The organism is Vibrio sp. MM46 (assembly GCF_027587135.1).
GTDB lineage: Bacteria > Pseudomonadota > Gammaproteobacteria > Enterobacterales > Vibrionaceae > Vibrio > Vibrio harveyi.
Genome location: NZ_JAPPTO010000001.1, coordinates 135,871 through 155,429 on the forward strand (window position 1 = coordinate 135,871; position 19,559 = coordinate 155,429).

At 46.7% G+C, this 19,559-nt stretch carries 17 protein-coding genes; 6 read left to right on the forward strand and 11 right to left on the reverse strand.

Features of this window, described 5'->3' with window-relative positions:
• Positions 1–305 precede the first annotated feature (305 nt).
• Positions 306–2,846 carry a glycosyl hydrolase family 18 protein gene (locus OH459_RS00590; protein WP_026138283.1) on the forward strand — a complete coding sequence of 847 codons (2,541 nt, stop codon included), beginning with the start codon at positions 306–308 and terminating at the stop codon, positions 2,844–2,846.
• 119 nt (positions 2,847–2,965) lie between these two features.
• Here the strand turns inward: OH459_RS00590 and OH459_RS00595 are convergent, their stop codons facing one another.
• A complete protein-coding gene (locus OH459_RS00595) occupies positions 2,966–3,820 on the reverse strand; it encodes an alpha/beta fold hydrolase (protein ID WP_009700204.1) in 855 nt (284 codons plus the stop codon).
• A 122-nt stretch (positions 3,821–3,942) separates the two neighbouring features.
• Positions 3,943–4,533, reverse strand: coding sequence for a TetR/AcrR family transcriptional regulator (locus tag OH459_RS00600; protein ID WP_005448982.1), 591 nt, complete (start codon positions 4,531–4,533; stop codon positions 3,943–3,945).
• A 253-nt stretch (positions 4,534–4,786) separates the two neighbouring features.
• Here OH459_RS00600 and OH459_RS00605 point away from each other — a divergent pair, with 253 nt between their 5' ends.
• Together OH459_RS00605 and nhaD are read left to right on the forward strand one after the other, a co-directional pair.
• On the forward strand, positions 4,787–5,812 hold the full coding sequence (locus OH459_RS00605) for an acyltransferase (protein ID WP_269984636.1): 1,026 nt from the start codon (positions 4,787–4,789) through the stop codon (positions 5,810–5,812).
• Between the two features lie 420 nt (positions 5,813–6,232).
• Positions 6,233–7,663 (forward strand): sodium:proton antiporter NhaD, encoded by a 1,431-nt coding sequence (nhaD, locus tag OH459_RS00610; protein WP_009696610.1) that lies wholly within the window; start codon positions 6,233–6,235, stop codon positions 7,661–7,663.
• Positions 7,664–7,689: 26 nt separating this feature from the next.
• Here the strand turns inward: nhaD and OH459_RS00615 are convergent, their stop codons facing one another.
• The 3 genes from OH459_RS00615 to OH459_RS00625 all read right to left on the reverse strand — a co-directional run bounded on the left by OH459_RS00615 (position 7,690) and on the right by OH459_RS00625 (position 10,857).
• Complete coding sequence (locus tag OH459_RS00615) at positions 7,690–8,085, reverse strand: GFA family protein (protein WP_005448972.1); 396 nt, start codon at positions 8,083–8,085, stop codon at positions 7,690–7,692.
• Positions 8,086–8,649: 564 nt separating this feature from the next.
• Positions 8,650–10,383: a hypothetical protein gene (locus tag OH459_RS00620; RefSeq protein ID WP_252045472.1), complete on the reverse strand. Its 1,734-nt coding sequence runs from the start codon at positions 10,381–10,383 to the stop codon at positions 8,650–8,652.
• Positions 10,384–10,392: 9 nt separating this feature from the next.
• Positions 10,393–10,857: a CesT family type III secretion system chaperone gene (locus OH459_RS00625; protein ID WP_005448968.1), complete on the reverse strand. Its 465-nt coding sequence runs from the start codon at positions 10,855–10,857 to the stop codon at positions 10,393–10,395.
• 541 nt (positions 10,858–11,398) lie between these two features.
• Here OH459_RS00625 and OH459_RS00630 point away from each other — a divergent pair.
• Positions 11,399–12,007, forward strand: a complete 609-nt coding sequence (locus tag OH459_RS00630) for a YitT family protein (RefSeq protein WP_005448966.1) — start codon at positions 11,399–11,401, stop codon at positions 12,005–12,007.
• 151 nt (positions 12,008–12,158) lie between these two features.
• On the opposite strand, the gene OH459_RS00635 is transcribed toward OH459_RS00630, so the two are convergent.
• Positions 12,159–12,608, reverse strand: coding sequence for a DUF302 domain-containing protein (locus tag OH459_RS00635; protein WP_269984637.1), 450 nt, complete (start codon positions 12,606–12,608; stop codon positions 12,159–12,161).
• A gap of 212 nt (positions 12,609–12,820) precedes the next feature.
• On the opposite strand from OH459_RS00635, the gene OH459_RS00640 reads away from it, so the two are divergent.
• Together OH459_RS00640 and OH459_RS00645 are read left to right on the forward strand one after the other, a co-directional pair.
• Positions 12,821–14,812: a peptidase U32 family protein gene (locus OH459_RS00640; protein ID WP_269984638.1), complete on the forward strand. Its 1,992-nt coding sequence runs from the start codon at positions 12,821–12,823 to the stop codon at positions 14,810–14,812.
• A 32-nt stretch (positions 14,813–14,844) separates the two neighbouring features.
• Complete coding sequence (locus OH459_RS00645) at positions 14,845–15,240, forward strand: hypothetical protein (RefSeq protein WP_333482888.1); 396 nt, start codon at positions 14,845–14,847, stop codon at positions 15,238–15,240.
• A gap of 123 nt (positions 15,241–15,363) precedes the next feature.
• Here OH459_RS00645 and OH459_RS00650 read toward each other — a convergent pair whose 3' ends face one another.
• Genes OH459_RS00650 through agaW form a run of 5 tightly spaced genes read right to left on the reverse strand, consistent with a single transcriptional unit; the run spans position 15,364 to position 19,554 of the window.
• Positions 15,364–16,218 carry a tagatose bisphosphate family class II aldolase gene (locus OH459_RS00650; protein ID WP_269984640.1) on the reverse strand — a complete coding sequence of 285 codons (855 nt, stop codon included), beginning with the start codon at positions 16,216–16,218 and terminating at the stop codon, positions 15,364–15,366.
• A complete protein-coding gene (nagA, locus tag OH459_RS00655) occupies positions 16,209–17,414 on the reverse strand; it encodes an N-acetylglucosamine-6-phosphate deacetylase (RefSeq protein WP_053049931.1) in 1,206 nt (401 codons plus the stop codon). Before nagA ends, OH459_RS00650 begins: the two co-directional genes overlap by 10 nt.
• Positions 17,404–17,844, reverse strand: a complete 441-nt coding sequence (gene agaF, locus OH459_RS00660; RefSeq protein ID WP_005448952.1) for a PTS galactosamine/N-acetylgalactosamine transporter subunit IIA — start codon at positions 17,842–17,844, stop codon at positions 17,404–17,406. The genes nagA and agaF overlap by 11 nt, the downstream gene beginning before the upstream one ends.
• Before the next feature lie 59 nt (positions 17,845–17,903).
• Positions 17,904–18,788, reverse strand: a complete 885-nt coding sequence (agaE, locus tag OH459_RS00665) for a PTS N-acetylgalactosamine transporter subunit IID (protein ID WP_005448950.1) — start codon at positions 18,786–18,788, stop codon at positions 17,904–17,906.
• The gene (gene agaW, locus OH459_RS00670; protein ID WP_269984641.1) at positions 18,778–19,554 is read right to left on the reverse strand and encodes a PTS N-acetylgalactosamine transporter subunit IIC; all 777 of its coding nucleotides are present in this window, start codon (positions 19,552–19,554) and stop codon (positions 18,778–18,780) included. Before agaW ends, agaE begins: the two co-directional genes overlap by 11 nt.
• Positions 19,555–19,559 lie beyond the last annotated feature (5 nt).

Sequence of the window (19,559 nt, forward strand, 5' to 3'; positions counted from 1 at the left end):
CATCAGAAAAGTTTAATTTCACTCGCAAAATAACCCCTACGGACTGAGTAAGCGATTAATTAAATACATGCAAAATATTTATAAAATCTTGGCTCAATATTGTATTTTCTATGCAAAACTATGTTTCTTGTAGTGAGTTTTGTGTAACACGGTCGAATCTTGATTTATTTTTTTTTGAAAAAAAATAAGCCTCTGAAATGCTCAAAGGGATGCTTTTGCACAGTGTGTGAATTGATTGTCTTTTCTGTCGCAAGAGCAGCTTATGTTCCTAAACGAGCATGAATTCAAGGATTGAGAGAGAAGTTATGATTCGATTTAACCTATGTGCAGCTGGGGTTGCCCTAGCACTATCTGGCGCTGCAAACGCGGCTCCAACCGCACCAAGTATCGATATGTACGGTTCCAATAACCTTCAATTTTCTAAAATTGAATTGGCAATGGAAACCACATCTGGCTACAACGACATGGTCAAATACCATGAACTGGCTAAGATCAAAGTGAAATTTAACCAGTGGAGTGGCACATCTGGCGACACTTACAACGTCTACTTTGACGGTGTAAAAGTGGCAACAGGCGCTATCACTGGCAGTCAAACCACGGCTTCATTTGAATATGGTCAAGGCGGCTTGTACCAAATGGAAATCGAAGCGTGTGACGCAACAGGTTGTTCTAAAAGCGCTCCGGTAGAAATTACCATTGCAGATACAGACGGCTCACACTTGAAGCCTCTGACGATGAATGTTGATCCGAACAACAAGAGCTACAACACCGATCCAAGTATCGTGATGGGTACTTATTTTGTTGAATGGGGCATCTACGGTCGTGATTACACTGTCGACAACATGCCAGTTGATAACCTAACTCACATCCTTTACGGCTTTATCCCAATTTGTGGTCCAAACGAATCAGTAAAATCAGTTGGTGGTAACAGCTTTAATGCACTGCAAACGGCATGTCGTGGTGTGAATGATTACGAAGTGGTTATCCATGACCCGTGGGCTGCTTATCAGAAGAGCTTCCCTCAAGCCGGTCATGAATACAGCACGCCAATCAAGGGTAACTACGCAATGCTAATGGCGTTGAAACAACGTAACCCGGATCTAAAAATTATCCCATCTATCGGTGGTTGGACACTTTCTGACCCATTCTACGACTTCGTTGATAAGAAGAATCGTGACACCTTTGTCGCGTCAGTTAAGAAATTCCTGAAAACTTGGAAATTTTACGACGGCGTAGATATTGACTGGGAATTCCCAGGTGGCGGCGGCGCTGCAGCAGATAAGGGTGACCCTGTAAACGATGGTCCTGCATACATTGCATTGATGCGTGAACTACGTGTAATGCTAGATGAACTTGAAGCAGAAACAGGTCGTACTTACGAGCTAACTTCAGCAATCGGTGTTGGTTACGACAAGATTGAAGACGTAGATTACGCAGACGCGGTTCAGTACATGGACTACATCTTTGCGATGACTTACGACTTCTACGGCGGCTGGAACAACGTTCCAGGTCACCAAACTGCTCTTTACTGTGGCTCATTCATGCGTCCTGGTCAGTGTGATGGCAGCGGCGTGGATGAAAATGGCGAACCGTACAAAGGTCCAGCATACACTGCAGATAACGGTATCCAGCTTCTTCTAGCGCAAGGTGTTCCTGCAAATAAACTGGTTCTTGGTACAGCGATGTATGGTCGTGGTTGGGAAGGTGTAACACCTGATACGCTAACAGATCCAAATGACCCAATGACCGGTACTGCAACAGGCAAACTGAAAGGCAGCACAGCTCAAGGTGTTTGGGAAGATGGCGTAATCGACTACAAAGGTATTAAGTCATTTATGCTAGGTGCGAACAACACTGGCATCAACGGCTTTGAATACGGCTATGATGCGCAAGCAGAAGCACCTTGGGTGTGGAACCGTTCGACTGGTGAGCTAATCACATTTGACGATCATCGTTCTGTGTTAGCGAAAGGCAACTACGCAAAATCTCTAGGTCTAGCAGGTCTATTCTCTTGGGAGATTGATGCAGATAACGGCGACATCCTTAATGCAATGCACGAAGGTATGGCTGGCGGCGTCGTTACCCCACCAAACCGTAAACCAACGGCAGCAGCAGGCGCAGACCAAGCAGTAACAGGTCCTGCAAGCGTTGTGCTTGATGGCAGCAACTCAACTGACTCTGACGGTACAATCGCAAGTTACGCTTGGGAGCAAGTATCAGGTACTGCAGTCGTTCTATCTGGCGCGAACACAGCAACAGCAAGCTTTGATGCGGTAGAAGTCGCAGCTGAAGAGCAACTAACGTTTAAGCTGACCGTAACAGATAACGAAGGCGCAACGGCTTCTGATCTTGTTGTAGTCACCGTTAAGCCAGCAGGCGTGATTGATCCACCAAACACAGCGCCAGTTGCACAGGTTTCTGCACCAGCAACGGCAAGCGCTGGTGACGTGGTTGTGATTGATGCTTCAGCTTCTAGCGATGCTGACAACGACACACTAACGTTCGATTGGACGCTACCACAAGGTCTAAATGCTACGGTCAACGGTGCGAAAGTAACGTTCACAGCAGCAGAATACCCACAAGACACAAGCTTAAGCTTCACGGTAAGCGTAAGTGATGGTCAAGCAGTATCAACTGCAAGTGCAACCGTTGTTGTAGCGAAGCACAGCACAGGCGGTGGTACTTGTACTAACGCATGGGATGCAACGGCAGTTTACACTGGTGGTGATCAAGTGACTTACGCAGGTAAAACTTGGGAAGCGAAATGGTGGACTCAAGGTCAAGATCCTAGCAAGTCTGGCGAATGGGGTGTTTGGAAAGAAGTTGGTCCAGCTAACTGTAACTAAACACTGCTAAGGTGTTGTTATTCAGCACCTACCGCTATCAAAATTGTAAAATAGAAAAGGACAGCATCAGCTGTCCTTTTGTTATTCTAGATTTTGATTCACAAGCGCCATCGCTACGATCAACGAGCGTCAACTAAACGGTCAAAACTCTGGAATACCTCATCACACTTCATGACGCGACCATGACCCTGCCCTTGCGTCGTCACCAATTCGACTCGCTCAATCTCATTAGCAGCTTTCGCAGATACACCGTGTTTGGTGAATTTGTCTTGTTCATCATGAACAATGATAGTTTTTGCTTTTCGCTCAGCGAGACGCTTTTCAGGGTCAATGGATTGCAATGGGTAACCAAACTGCTCTTCCACTTCCGAAACCACGGCTTTGAATAGCTTCATTGAATAACCCGAACGCGCAATGCTGCCAAACAAGTTTTCTACGTAGTTAAGCACAGGCGCAATCAACAGCAATGGCTTGTTTTCTAATTTGCTGTGACGACATTCTAACGCCGACGCAGTACCCATACTGTGCCCCACCAAACCTGCAACATCATCAACAGAATCCAACACGTCCTCTAGACCACGAACAAACCCCGGGATATGCCCATACTGACCATCACTTTCACCATGAGCAGGGTGATCGTAAGCCAAAGCGGTGTAACCCGATGCGGCGATGTGCTCCATCAACGGATAGAACTGACTTGCTGTCCCCGACCAACCGTGAGTCAGCACCCATACCGGACCATTACCAAGCTGATAAGTTTTGATTGCACCAGCATGACCTTGTACTTCACTTTTAATCAGCCCCTGTGGCTCTGCATTTTTAGGCTGAGTACGTGCTGGGGTGAGCAACAGCTTACGCGCGGTCTTTTTTGCATGTGACGGTGCCAACGTATGGTGCAAACGCGTACTGATATTGACCAAGCTACGCTTAACACTGAAGCGCTGCGAAGTATTGAAGTAGATTTTCTCACTCATGATCTTTTCCTTAACTATCAGCTTTGCACAAAATAGAACGGTCGTGCTTTTTATACTGATAAGAAAGAGCGCTCTATGTCGCTCTTCATTATGAATCTCGTACTATGCCCGTTACCGCGGGGCTAGCGCTTCCATCGAATAAATAAATTATCGATGCCTTGCCAAAACAATCTCTGGCTCTCTTCTTGCCCTTTAATCGAATAAAACACGTGCGCACTTAAATACTGCCCGTATAAATCAAAGGTCGCTTGTCGCGTATCTAAATCGGCGACAAACTCTTGGTTCTCTTTGCCTTTCTTGATTTGAATTTCAAGATAATTCAGCCAAGTATCAATCGATTTACGTAATGCAGCTTGCAACGCACAGCCTTCTTCTGCGGTGTCGTTCCAAGCATCAAGGAACATACAGCTACCTTGAAAAGAGTGATTCCACGTCATCCAAGTGTCCAACAGACCACGTACTTTACGTTCGATATTGCTGTCACCCAACTCACGCGCAGGCGCAATAACCCGCTCTGCGAATACTTGATTGGCAAACTCCAACACCGATAGTTGAAGGTTCAACTTGGAATTGAAGTGAGCAAACAAGCCACTTTTCGACATGCCACACTGCTTCGCCAACTCACCTATAGTGAGACTTTCCAACCCGTTTTCACTCGCCAGTTGGAATGCACGCTGCAGTATTAGCTCTTTGGTTACTTTTCCTTTTTTCATAAATACATTTTTAGCACGGTCGTACTTTTTTACAATATAAAGTTTACTGGTCAAACCAATGTATACCCTCTGACACACTCACGATCGCAATACATTGAGCAACTCAATGAATACGAATTTTCGAAATTTGAGATGGGTCTGAATTTCACAAACTGGTTACTATCAATTGCACATGAGTTGATTTTTTACCGCGATGAACAAGCCATTAGCTGTTAATTTCGCAGCGATTTTTCACTTTTTTAGGTAAGTATTTATGGCAACCACAAAGAAAATTGCCAGTTTAGAGTTCGCCCGCATCATCGCAATGTTCGCGATCGTTGGGCTTCACTGTCAAATGGCACTCACGTACTGGCAATGGGATGAAGTACCTTGGGTTGGGTACATGCTTAACCAATTGGCTCGCTTTGCTGTACCACTGTTTTTCCTCATCTCCGGTTATCTAATCCAGCCTAAACTCAGCGCAAATCCCGTTGAAACACTGAAAAACTACGCTAAGCCCTTGCTTAAGATATGGCTGGTTTGGAGTGCGATTTGTCTGTTAATGCCGTTCCGTTGGCAAGTGGTTGCGGAGGCAGGCTATCTCGCTGAGCGACAAGGCTATTTGGGCTACCTGATGTCGAACCCAATTAACTCGCTGTTAGAAGGCGGCTTAGTTCATTTGTGGTTCATTCCTGCACTTGTGATTGCCGTCGCTATCATTGCATTGCTGGTTCGCGTTGGCATGGCGCAGTTGCTGCTCCCGACGGCAATATTGTTGTACGTCTATGGGGTACTCGCAGGCAGTTACATCACACTGACTGAGCTACCAGCGCCCTTCTTTACTCGCAATGGTCCGTTCTTCAGCACATTGTTGGTTGTGCTTGGTTACTTAGCGAGACAACACCAGTGGCAATGGTCTCGTAATAACACCATTCGCTTGATTTTGGTTGGTATGGCACTGCACTTTGCCGAAGCCTATTATTTGATGAACGACGAGATCGCTTTTAATTCACACGACTTCTTATTTGGCACTGTGATCTGGTCTTTAGGCGTATTCATGTGGCTTCTTGCCCATCCAAACTTTGGCAATATGCCATGGGTGTTTAAGTGGTCACCGAGCATTTTAGGTATCTACGTGAGTCATTTGCTGGTGATCATCATCATGATGAACATGGCAGGTATATTAGGGCTAGAAAACTTAGCTAAAGACGCCTTTATTTACCCAGCAACCATTGTGGTAACCCTGCTGCTTGTAAAAAGCATTGAAGCTACGCCGCTGAAAAAACTATTACTGCGCTAAATCCATTCAGCATTATGTATGGTCTGTACTACCACTTTTTGGCTAGTGCAGACTTTATAAAAATGAGAGCTCTCTCTCACTCACCAAAATTATCATTTCTAATACTTTGTAATTTGCTTTCACTCACAAAAAACATTGTTCATTTACTTTAGATTTATCCGACATCAACAAAATGCTCATTAAACGGAGGCGGTATGTGGGCAGGTCAGGGACTCGTTCCTTTTTTAGAAATTAGCCATTGGTTAACCTATGGTTTATACGCTGCAGTAATCCTATTTGGCGCGGCGAGCATTGCGTCACTCAGAAAGTAGTGGCGCAAGCTACATCAATTCAAAACTCCTACCGTTAATTCGAGCTTACTCACACTTAACCTATTAATATGTGGCTAAAATTTCTCCAGTCAGACAAGGAGAAATGTCTATGCCAATCTACCCAATTGTCGCGTTTTGCTGTTTGATATTTTCTAGCTCCACGTTTGCAGCTGCGACCAGTGAACTTAACCTCGTCAATTCCACCGTCGGCTATGCCGCACTGATTTTCTTCACCATTGCCTACATTCTGGTAATGCTGGAAGAATACCTACAAATGCGAAAATCCAAGCCTGTACTGCTCGCCGCGGGATTAATCTGGATTTTAATTGGCTATACCTTTGCCCAACACAACCAAGCTGACGTTGCTAAAGCCGCACTGGAACACAACCTTTTGGAATACGCTGAACTTTTATTGTTCCTATTAGTGGCGATGACCTACATCAATGCGATGGAAGAACGCAGACTGTTTGATGCACTGCAAGCGTGGATGGTTGGTAAAGGTTTTGATTTCAAAAAGTTATTTTGGCTCACAGGTAGTCTTGCATTTGTGATTTCTCCTATTGCCGATAACTTGACCACAGCGCTATTAATGTGTGCAGTAGTGATGAAAGTTTCTGGCGACAACCCAAGATTTGTCAATCTTGCCTGTATTAACATCGTCATTGCCGCAAACGCTGGCGGTGCATTCAGCCCATTTGGCGATATTACGACTCTGATGGTTTGGCAGGCAGGACACGTCAGCTTTGCTGAGTTTATGCCGTTGTTTGTACCTTCTCTAATCAACTACGTCATACCTGCATTCATCATGTCGTTGTTTGTACCAAACACAAAGCCAGATACGGTTCATGAGCACATCGAACTGAAACGTGGTGCAAGACGTATCGTTGGCTTGTTTATCCTGACCATTGCAACAGCGGTTTCCTTCCACGCCGTTTTACACTTCCCTCCAGTGGTCGGCATGATGATGGGCCTCGCTTATCTGCAATTTTTTGGCTACTTCCTGCGAAAAACACTCAAACATTCTCTTGCCAAAAAAGCCGCAATGGCGATTGCCAACGGGGATGACTACGCGCTGAAGCGTCTGGGTTCTGTTGTACCATTTGATGTCTTCCACCGTGTGTCTCGCGCCGAGTGGGACACCTTATTGTTCTTCTACGGCGTAGTGATGTGTGTTGGCGGTTTGAGTTTGCTTGGCTATCTCGAACTGGTTTCCAACGTGATGTACACCGAGTGGAATCCAATTTGGGCGAACGTCATGGTGGGGATACTTTCTGCCATCGTCGATAACATTCCAGTGATGTTTGCTGTGTTAACGATGGACCCAAGCATGTCGATGGGTAACTGGTTGTTGGTGACACTAACAGCAGGTGTTGGCGGTAGCTTACTGTCGATTGGTTCTGCTGCTGGCGTGGCTCTCATGGGCGCTGCGAGGGGGCAATATACTTTCTTTGGTCATCTCAAATGGGCACCGGTGATTGCTCTTGGGTACGCAGCGAGTATTGCCGCGCACCTTTGGATGAATGGCAGCTTGTTCACTTAAACTGCCTTAATCCATCGGAATAATTCTTATCGGTCTGATGGGTGGTTCACGCCATCCATCACCTCTATCTCTCCCAGCTCATACGGATTTACGCCCTCTAAGCAGCCAACGTTATAGCCATATTCACTCGGATTAGAGCGGCGCTGATGGTGAGTGTAGATGCCACATTCTCCACAGAAGAAATGCTTAGCTGTGTTGGTATTAAACTGATAAAGCTTGAGTACTTCCTCACCTTGAGTGATACGAATTCCGTTCAACGGTACCGATGCCACAATCGCACCGCGACGTCGGCACATGGAACAATCACAGCGTCGAGGCTTCTCGATTCCATTCGGTAATGACAGTTCGATTTGCACTTTTCCACAATGACAAGAAAGCTTATGCAAAGGCTGAATTGTCGTACTACCCACTTGTTTAATCATGATTTTTCCTTGTTCCTTCCCTGTTCACCTAAAGTGTGTTGTTCTTTCATGATGTTTTCTTGAACTGCATGGTAAGGAGGTATCATGAGCAAAAAACACTCCAAATTATGCCTAGACTAATGTAACTGATAAGCGGTGGGAAAAACCACTTCAGCTTATGAAGAGCACCGACCGTGTATACAACAAGCCCAAACATAGAATGACCTTCGAAGACTATACCGACTTCACACAGGCATTCCCTAGCGTGATTTATCTGCAGCGTTTAGTGAGTGAGCGCTGTTTATCGTCACTCCAATCACTGGTCCAACAACGGTGTTTTAACCCGCTTATTCAATGAATTAGCCAAGAATCCAGATTACGAGAGGGGTTGCTGATGGCTGGATTGTTAAAGCTCATCAACACAGTACCGGTGCTGCACCAAGGGGCAGTGAATGTATTGGAAAAGCCGAGTGTATGGTTCAGCGAAAGTGACCTGGGTATAGATTTCGGGAAGGTTGCCCGAGCTAGAAAGAAGAGGTAGAGCGTGCTGACCATATAAAGTTCAACACGCTCAAGGGGGTTAAGTTACTTAGTGAGCATCTCAGCCTTAACAGCCTGCCACGCTTTATGCTCGGGTGTGGTCAGGTGGATAGGACCAAACGTACGCTCTGGGATGATTTTATCACTCAGCCTTTCTACCTCTCTGGCCACAAAGCTGCTAAACCAGATCTGATTAGGCATTCCGGGCCAATACTCGGTGAGCTGCTGACGCAGATTATCCAGCTCGTTCAGGCGACCTTTGATCTCGTTCAGCGCCTGATGCTGTGGTTTAAACAGCAACCGGGTGAACCAGTTTGAAGAAGCCTTCTCCATGTTGGTGACTTTATCTCTAAGTTCTGTCAGCGCCTGCTTTACAGGAAGCCGGGTAACCGGAAGGCCTTTCTCTCTGATCTCTGCTGTTATCGGCAACTGCTCTAGGTTGAGTTCTATCTCTCCGGCAAGACCGCGGTTTTCTCCGCTGACAGCTTTGACCATATCCCGCAGTTGCGTTAGTGATTCGTCACCGTGCAGCGGGGCGCTGGTCATTCTAGTTATAGGGACCGAGCGGAACTCTAGCTCCGGCCAATTTGTTCTGGCGTGCACCTGCAGATGACGGGCGAGTTTAACCCGAGCCATCAAAGCGGGCTGTTGATCCCGAGAGAGTTTGATCTCTTTGGTCAGCGCGGCTTTTTCACGGTTCTCAAGTATCAGAAGCTTTTGTTGTTCGGCCTTTTCTGCTGCTTTAATCGCCTCATCACTCGGCGCGCGAGTTGTCAGCCGGTTGCTGCTGTCCCACTTCAGGTAGTGGCGCAGTGCGCCAGTTTCACTCTGCACCGCTTGTTTGACCAGATTTACCAGGCTGCTTGAGCCAGCAGAAAAACGGGTATCAAAGCCCCGGTGACCTTTAAGCAGCGCTTCGAGAAATCCTTTCAACTCCTGGCGATCTTTAGGACAACTCAGCTTCATTTCGCCGTTTGCCACATTTAAGAAACGGCTGATCATGGGATCGCCGCTTTCCAGTTGCGTTTTCAGTTTCTCCTGGTGTGAGGTCGCTTTCTTGCCAGTGAGCAGGTAGTCGGACAGTATCTGGTTGATACCGTCTGAGATCATATTACGTTCACTGGAAGTAAATTTAATCTCAGTTTTCGGTGGCTCGGCAGCAGGAGCCGGCGCGTTTTTTGGCACTGCTTCAGCTTTTGTTTCCTGAGGCTTAGCTTTGGTTGTCTGCTCCGCTTTAGTCACCGCTTCGGCAGGCAGTGTTTTAGCGGCTTTTACCTTGCCGTGAGAAAGGCGCAGGTACGAACCCAGAATATTGTCTTTGCTCTCTAAAGGTCGGGTTAACGCTTTATACATAGAGCCGAACCTTGAGTGACCTTCTAGCATCAGGTTAAACATTTCTGCCAGTTTTTGCGGCGAGCGGGGCAGTCTGATGACCCTGACTTTTTCCTGATCATCTATGGTGATCCGTCCCTTGATCTCTTCCATCTCACAATATCCGCGCAGAAACTCGCCATGCTTCTCCGGTTTATTGTCTACGTATTGTTGCAGTGCGCTGCTAAAAGCTTTGGCAAGTGGCGTGAGATCCTCATCATGGATGCGAGGCGCACTCTGCAAACCTACAGGGTTCTGGCTTAGCGGCTCACTCATACTCTGTGTTGAATGCGCAGCCCCCGGAAGTTCTGATTTAGATTTTTCCAGTTTCGGCGCCTGTTTCGGTGCACTCTGATGTACCTGAGAGACACCTTTAAACAAGGTGTTGAGAAGTTTAGTTACCGGCATAATGACTCCTTAACCTTTTAACAGGTGCGCGTCGCAAAACAGAGAAGGTGCTTTAGCCTCTTCCTTTAAAGGGGCTTGAAGAGCGTTTCTGGCATCAGTCGCTGTGGTAATAAAGTTGCCAAGCAGGTTCGCCAGTAGTTCCAGCTCCAACCCTTCAATCGGGTGCTGGTAGCGCAGCAGAACCTGATCGCCTTGCGGACTCAGGGCGTAGTGTGCCTGACGCAAGACGGGATTTTCAAAGTTGTGCATAAGAAGACGGGTCAGGTGACGCTCTCTCTGCACCTCCGACAGAGCCCCTAACTCTGCAAGAAACTGAAGGTGGTTGCTTCCCGCTGCCATATCGATTGCCAGCTCGATGCCTTCTTCAGTCAGCAGTGCACAACGTCCAAAGTTATCAAGCTCTAAGCAGTCCAGTTGCCAAGTGTTACCCAACTCGAGAAGCAGGTTGTTCAGAAAGGTTTGGTCGGCCGTCATCAGCACCTCCAGATACAGTCGGGGAATGAGTGTTCAGACTACCGCGCATGCAAGGGGAATTTCTTTCATTATTAGGCAAGGTTTTTTAGGTTTATTAAGCAAACGCTGATGCCAGTGGGCGCGCTATTTGACCGTTTATCGCAAGCCTGCTGTTGCGCTGGATACATAATATTGCGGCTCTGCAGCTTGGTACTTACCTCTACTCACCCTGGATATCAGAGACGCTGGCTAAAGGCGTGTTAGTTCTTGTGCTGGTGCGCAGCGGACTTGTAATGTGGAAGCAAGGAAAGGTAGTAAGGTGGTTGCCGATGCGCTGTTGAACAAAATACGTACAGAAAAGAGCAACATGCCCTAGCTTAATGTGTAAAGTCTGTTAAACAGTTAACATCCGCGCAATCTAGGTCGAAAACTCGACATCAATCACTTTTCACGACATTTTATTCAGCGATTTATCACTATTTGGTTGGCGTTTTGCTAACCGCATCCGTTTTGGTTTCGTTCTTACAGCTAAAACGGCTTTAATACCAAGGAAAATACTTTTATGGATAAAGATCATAGCCTTAGAGAAAACCTCTTGGCCTTGACGCTCGGTAGTGCGTTGGTGTCACTTGGGGTTATCTTCTTCAGCAAGGTGGGATTGCTCACTGGCGGAACGGCCGGTTTGGCGATCTTCCTTACCAAAGTCAGTGACTTCAGTTTTGGCCAGATATTCTTTGCACTGAACCTGCCGTTCTACATTCTCTCTGTGATGCGCATGGGTTGGCGTTTTACCATCAACACTTTTATTGCGGTTTCGATCGTGTCTTTTGCGGTAGACCATTTGCACCATGTGATTGAGATTTCTCGTATTGAGCCCGTGTACGCAGCGCTACTCGGTGGTGGTTTGATTGGCATGGGCATGCTGGTAATTTTCCGCCACAAGATGAGTTTAGGTGGCTTCAACATCTTGGCGCTTTTTCTTCAGGAACGCTTTGGTATTCGAGCAGGTAAAGTACAAATGGCTCTAGACTGCACCATCGTAGTGATGTCGCTGTTTATCGTTGATGTTTACTTGATTGCTCTTTCTGTACTTGGCGCTGTGGCGACCAACTTGATCTTGGCGATGAACCACAAACCTGGGCGTTATCAGCCCAAGCCGCAGCCAGTATAAACGCAATAAACGACGAACTTAGTCTTAGCGTTCAACAGCAGCTAAAAATAAAATCCCCGAGCAATATCTCGGGGATTTTTGTTTTCAAAATTAATGTAGATGATAGCGTCGTAAGCTTAGATAGCGATGATAAGCCCCTATTCTACAAGCACTATTTTGCCGCTGCACCGGTTAGCTTACTGAGTACACCACTCACCTTCGTCAGCACTTCATCACACCCTTCAATACCGTGGCGCTCTTTTAGATACATTGGGTTGTTGTAAGCAAGCCATGTCTTACCTTCTGCATCCTCATAAATCAGCACTTTTTGCGGTAAATCAATCGCCACTTCTTGTGCACATTGCATCAATGGCGTCCCTACTTTTGGGTTGCCAAACACGATCACTTCTGTTGGTCGTAGCGTCATATCGACCTTCGCCGCATTCTCTTGATGGTTCACGCGAGCAAACACATTCAAACCTTTACCCTGAGCAATCTGAACAAATTTATTCGCTGTATCTTGCACCGAATGTTGGCTTGCAACGCGGATAACACTCTCTTCTGCTAGGGTCGAAAATGACGCCAGAGCAACAACCAACCCAACTGTGATTACTTTTACCATCTGCCAGTTCCTTATTTTTACTATATCCAAAAATTATATACCCAAGTCACCGACTCGCGAGCATGTGGACTCAGGTCATGACTTCCCGTAATCACAATAGACCGACCAACAGGCAATAATTGATTCAGATTAATAAAGCGTTAATCAATCCAACATTAAAACTGTGAAGCACATAAAATACGCAACCTATTTTATTGAGTAAGAGTTAACTAGTGACACGCGATCAATTTGAGTTATTAGCGCCAGGTGGCGATTTAGATTCCATTAAAGCGGCTATTGCTGCAGGTGCCGATGCCATCTACTGCGGACTTGACCGCTTTAATGCACGTAACCGCGCAACCAACCTCACCTTAGATAACTTGAACGGCGTATTACAGTTGGCGCATCAGCACAATTGTAAAATTTTCCTCACGTTGAACGTGTTAATTCTAGAAAGCGAAATTCCTGCTATCGTTCGCTTACTTAGCCAGTTGAACAACACCGCGATTGACGGCGTAATCGTGCAGGATCTTGGTCTTGCTTACATTCTCAAGAACCACTTCCCAGAGTTAGATGTACACGCTTCAACCCAGCTCAACACTCACAATGAAGGACAGATTCTGTTCCTCAATCAGTTGACAGCGAGCCGCGTGAACCTCTCTCGTGAACTCAATATCCATGAAATAAAACACTTGGCTCAGTTCGGTCGTCAGCACAACGTGATGATGGAAGTGTTCGTTCACGGCTCTTACTGCATTGGTTTCTCTGGCATTTGCTACATTAGCTCAGCGCGTAATGGTGCATCGGGCAACCGTGGACGCTGTAGTCAGCCTTGTCGTGAGCAATACGAGACAACCAAGACAGGCAACAGCTACCCGCTCAACATGAAAGACAACTCAGCTTTTGGCGATCTAGAAGCACTTGCCGATGCAGGTGTGTATTCATTGAAAGTAGAAGGTCGCATCAAGAAGTCCCACTACGTTTACACCGTCGTCGATAATTGGCGTAAGCAGATTGATCGCTTATGTGATGGCGTAGAGCTGTCGAGCGACACCACAGAGTTGTACACCGTATTCAACCGTGATTTCTCCAACGCATTTTTGCAAGGCGACTTCGGTAAAGCGATGTATATCGACAACCCACGCGACCATGCGGTGAAACACTTCTCAAAGATATACAAATGCGAATCCGCGGACGATGTGCAAACAGTGAAGAAGAAGCTATACGACGACAAAACCGCAATCATTGAAAAAGTCGCCGAGAAGACTCAAAACTTCGACGTCACGGCTACACAAAGCTCAGGCAGTAGTTTAAAAGGCGCAATTGATGTACCAAGTTTACCGACGCTACCTCAGCCACAAGAGCGTGAAGGGACAGCAAAACTATCGGTACTGATTTCGTCGCTAGAAGATGCTTCGCTGTGCAAATATCGCGATGTCGATGTGTACTTTCAACTACCAATGGGATTAGCGAGCGAGTTAAACGCTATGGTCGACTTATTCCAAGAAAACACGGCGTTGAAGCCTTGGTTCCCTGCAATTTTGATTGGTGACGATTACCAAGCTGCACGCAAGTTCTTAGACATTATCCAACCAGAGCTGCTGATCACCAACAACTCTGGCGTAGGCTTACTCGCTCAAGAGCTTGGATTAGGTTGGGTTGCAGGTCCACAAATGAATACGGTGAACTCATACTCGTTTAAGTGTTTGCAAGAAGAATTCGCGGCACGCGGAGCATTTATCTCAAACGAGCTGAACATGAAGCAAATGCGTCATATTAAACGCCCACACAACATGCGCAGTTACTACAGCATTTACCACCCAAATACGCTCTTAACCAGTCGCCAATGTTTGTTCCAACAAACCGAAGGTTGCCGCAAAATCAAGGTTAACAAAGGTTGTTTGAAGCGTTGTGATAAACGCACATCAATCATCAACCTCAAAGACAACCCATATGTGGTACAAAAGCAAAAAGGCAGCCATAACGCAATTTACAGCGAACATAACGTGCTGAACCTGCAAGTACTGCAAGATTTGCCGCAACTGTTTACAGACGTGTTGATTGACCTACGTGATATCCAGACAGAAACCAAAGTCACAATCACCAAACCTGAGCTAATAGAGGCTTTTTCAACGCTGCTTGATGAACACAATGAGCAGAATCTAGACACTCTGAATGTTGCGATTCACCCTACTGCTAATGCTCAGTATTTAAAAGGCTTATAAGCGAATAGAGCAAGATTGCACTCGCACAATTTATGGAAGACTTATACCCAATGAAGCAAGAAACGCTCAGCTACTTTGATGATCTGAATTACAGCGTTGTGACGCAATCAGAAGACGTCTATGAGCTCACGCAAAACCGCACGGGGTTGACGGTAGAGCTCAACTTCTCTGCTCTTGGTAAAGGCGAATTGCCCGCAGAAAGCGCGCAAAAAACTGATAAGAAACTTTATTTTATCGATATTGATGACATCGAAAACATCGGTTTTGATGCACTCGAATCTTTTGTCATCAGGCTGAATGAACATTGTTCCATGGTGGTGTTTGAGGAAGAATTCTTTGAACAAAGCATGAAAGAGATATGGATGTTCTTATCGAATGATCCACGTGATCGTGACGTGTTCAACGACAGTAAGTTCTATCGGGCTTAATACCCACATCATAACGGTTAAAATGCCATAAAGATAAAAAGGTGCTAGAAGACCTAGCACCTAGGTAAACATGTCATCGGGGGGAGTTTACCAAATATAATCAGTTGTTAGGGTCAACAGACCCTAGAGCTTTCCTTCACTTCCGCACATATGGATCTTATCCATCACCACCTGTTTCATCGCCGCTTTACCAGGCGTGATGTATTTACGAGGGTCGTTTGCGTCAGGGTGATGCGCAAAATGTTGTTTGACAGCATTTGAGAACGCGATCTTCAGCTCAGTCGCCACGTTCACCTTGCACACGCCAAGGTCAATACAACGACGAACCATTTCATCAGGAACACCTGATGCGCCATGCAGTACTAACGGAATATCGACAACACCACGGATTTTATCTAAGCGGTTAAAGTCGAGTTTAGGCTCCGCTTTATACAAGCCATGAGCTGTGCCAATTGCCACAGCTAACGAATCAATACCAGTACGACGAACAAACTCTGCGGCAGAAGCTGGGTCGGTCATTAGTGCATCGGCACTGTCGACAATCAGATCGTCTTCTTGACCGCCTAAACGACCTAACTCAGCTTCGACACTTGCGTCGAATCGGTTACAGTATTGAACCACCGAGCGCACAATCTCTATGTTCTGATCAAACGCATAATGCGAACCATCAATCATTACAGAACGAATACCGTGATCGACCTTAGTACAAATGTCTTGTAGGTCTTCATGGTGATCAAGATGAAGAACTAACGGGATCGAATGCTTATGTGCAGCTTCTTTACAAATACTGATCAGGTAATCGGTACCCGCATAATCAAAAGTTCCCGGCGTGCCTGCGAGAATCACTGGAGAGCCCATCTCTGAAGCGGTTCCAACAATGACTTGGACCGTCTCTAAGTTATGAATATTAAATGCAGGCACCGCATAACCAGCTTGTTGAGCACGTTTTAGCATTTCACGGGAAGAAATTAGATACATAAAGCCTCCTGACTTGGTACGGATGCATCAAACACAAGACGCCCATTGACCCAAGTTTTTACAATTGAGAAATCTGATTTAACAGCGACCATAGATGCGCGCTTTCCGGCTTCTAGGGTGCCTAATTGGTGTTGCAAACCTAACGATTGAGCCGGAGTTAACGATGCCATCAACCAAGCTTGCTCTAGTGGGATGTTTAGCCATTTATGAATATTTTTAACTGCTTGCGGCAAGGTCAAAGTGCTGCCTGCCAAACTTCCACTTTCTGTAGTAACGACGCCGCCTTTCATTTGCACTTCGTATTCACCAAGCGTGTAGCGGCCATCAGGCATGCCTGTCGCACTCATAGCATCGGTAATCAGCGTCATGCGTTGACCACAACAGCGATGCGCGACATCTATAGCAGCAGAGTGAACGTGATGCCCATCGGCAATCATTTCGACATAGCTATTAGGGTGGATAAGCCCTGCCCCAACGACTCCTGGATCTCGGTGATGTAGACCACGCATGCCGTTGTAGCAGTGGACAATGCCATTTGCGCCAGCATCCAACGCCTGTTTCACTTGGTCGTAACTCGCATCGGTATGCCCAAGCATCACGTTAATACCCTGTTTATTCAGGTAACGAATCGCATCGATTGCCCCGTCTTTTTCTGGAGCCAGTGCGACGGTGACGAGCTGGTCATCACAATAAGAAATCCACTGCTCCAACTCTTCGAGCGATAAATCTCTAAACCATGTCGTCGGGTGCGCGCCGCGATTCTTCTCGGTGAAATAAGGTCCCTCTAGATACGCACCTAAGATCTCAGCACCATCAACGCCATGTCGTTTACTCACAGCAACTTGCTTTAACGCGGCACGAATTTTTGCCACAGGAGCGGTTACGGTTGTGGCAACAAATGCGGTAACGCCCAAGCTCGCGAAATAGCGAGACATCGTATTGAGGCTGTCATGCTCGGCATCCATAACGTCACAGCCTTTGGCTCCATGCACATGACTGTCAATCAGGCCGGGTAGTATGCTCACCTCACCTAAGTCAATAAAATCAATATGTTCATGAGGGTTGAATGGCTCAACAGAATCAATCACCCCATTTTCGTCGATGCGAATTAGCCCATCATCAAGCCATCTATCACCTTGCAATACACGCTGAGCTCGGTAGCAAGAATGCCTTGCACGATCTTGTTCAGATGCCATCTTCTTCTACCGTTCCCACATGTTTAGCTTTCTCAGCCATTTCAGCACTCAACGAGGTAATGCCACGATGCCCACAAGCCAGCGCTTGATCGCGAAACTCAGCGAGATCGAGTTCATCACGTTCCAAAAGCATCTCAGCCGCCATCTGCATGTTTGTTCCCGTTACAACCTGGACATCGTCACGCTCTTGACTGATCAGTGATGCAGTACGAAAAGGTGTACCTCCCAACAAATCAGTCAAGAAAACAATACCTTCGCCAGAATCAACTTCATTAATCGCCTCGCGCATTGACACTTCCAGTTGCGGAGTCGTTGCCTCTTCTGGAAAGTCGATAAACTTAAATTGAGGTTGCTCCCCAATAACCTGAAACACCGCTTTGGCAAGACCGGAAGCAAACCCTCCGTGACCAGATAGAATTACAGCAATCATTTACGTTTCCTTAATGGGGCAGAGCACTCCACCCCAATGTTTTGTGTATCCAATGTGATTTATAAGAAACCCATAAAACGCCCAACAACGCCTAACACCACGGTGATACCGATAAGTTTTAGCGGGCTCCAACCACGCTTGACGAGCGCGTACATAGCTAGGGTGTAGACCAATGGAAGAAACGCTGGCATGAGTTTATCGATCACATCGCCTTGCAGTTTCACCACGGCATCACCGGCGGTAATTTCTGCGGTCGTCGATAGACGAACATAAGTCGCCACCAAAGCACCTATCACCGTCATACCTACCATCGAAGCCGCGTGTCCGACTTTCTTCGTGTTGGCTTTGATAACAGGGATAGCAGCAACCCCCATGCGATACGCATAATGTGCGAGACCAAATCGCAGACCAAAATGCACCACGTTAAACAGCACAATAAAGAACACCGCCCCCATGATGGAGCCTTGCAGCGCAAGGTCTGCACCGATACCGCCACAAATAGGAAGAAGAGTCAGCCAGAACATCGCATCACCGATGCCACCCATTGGTGCACCAACCGCAATCTTAGTGCTCTGAATACTGCTGACGTTTTGCTTGGAGCGTTCCATCGCCAGAACGATCCCCATGACAAATGTCACCAAGAACGGGTGAGTATTGAAGAACCCCATATGACCTTGCATTGCTTTAGATAGGTCAGCTTTATTGGTGTGAATCTTCTTCAACGCAGGCAGTAGTCCGTACAACCAACCAGAAGCCTGCATACGTTCGTAGTTGAAAGACGCTTGGAGTAACAGCGAGCGCCACGCCATACGATTGATGTCTGCTTTGGTTAGATCTGCACCAATCTCTTTATTTTCATACTCATCTTCAGCCACGCCAGGAGCTGGCTGCACATCAACATTTTGGCTACGAAGGTCGAGTTCGTTACTTACATTAGATTCCATCTTCAAAGTCCTCAGCAGGTGCAGTTACAGGAGTGGGTTCCGTTTTACGCATGAAGTCGATAATGGCCATGGCCGTCGCAGCCGCGGCAATCGCTAAGATTGGCAGTTGAAGCCAAGCAGCAGCGACGAAACCAAGGATGAAGTAAGGGATGTAGGCGTTCTTCATCATGATTTTCATCAAGACAGCAAAGCCTATTGCAGGCATGATGCCACCAGCGACGCCTAAGCCATCAATGAGATCTTTCGGTAGTACTTCAACGATTTTCCCTGCATGTTCAGCCCCAAGATAAACGGGTAAGAATGCACACAGAAAGTAGAAAGAACCGAGTACAGCAAGTGCCATATAGTTCACGCGTTCAATACCATTGTTATCCGCATTTTGTGCGTACTCGTCACACTTAGACATGACCGCAGACATTGCAGAAAAGAGCAGCGTAATGCCCATCTGTACGGCAACGGCGAAAGGCACAGCGACACCAACCGCAACATTTGGCTCGACTTTGGTTGTAATCGCAAAAGCCGTACCCACGATGGTGCCGATGATAACGTTTGGTGGTTGAGCCCCCGCAAGAGGGGCAAGTCCCATCCAAATCAATTCAAGCGTACCGCCGACCAAGATACCGGTTTGCAAGTCGCCTAAAATCAGACCAACAAGTGGACCAAGCACCACCGGACGGTGGAAGTGAGTAAGACCATTAAATAAATCTAGGCCAGCAAAAAAGGCTAAGATGCCGAGCATCAAGGCCTGTAAGAGTCCTATTTCCATGATTT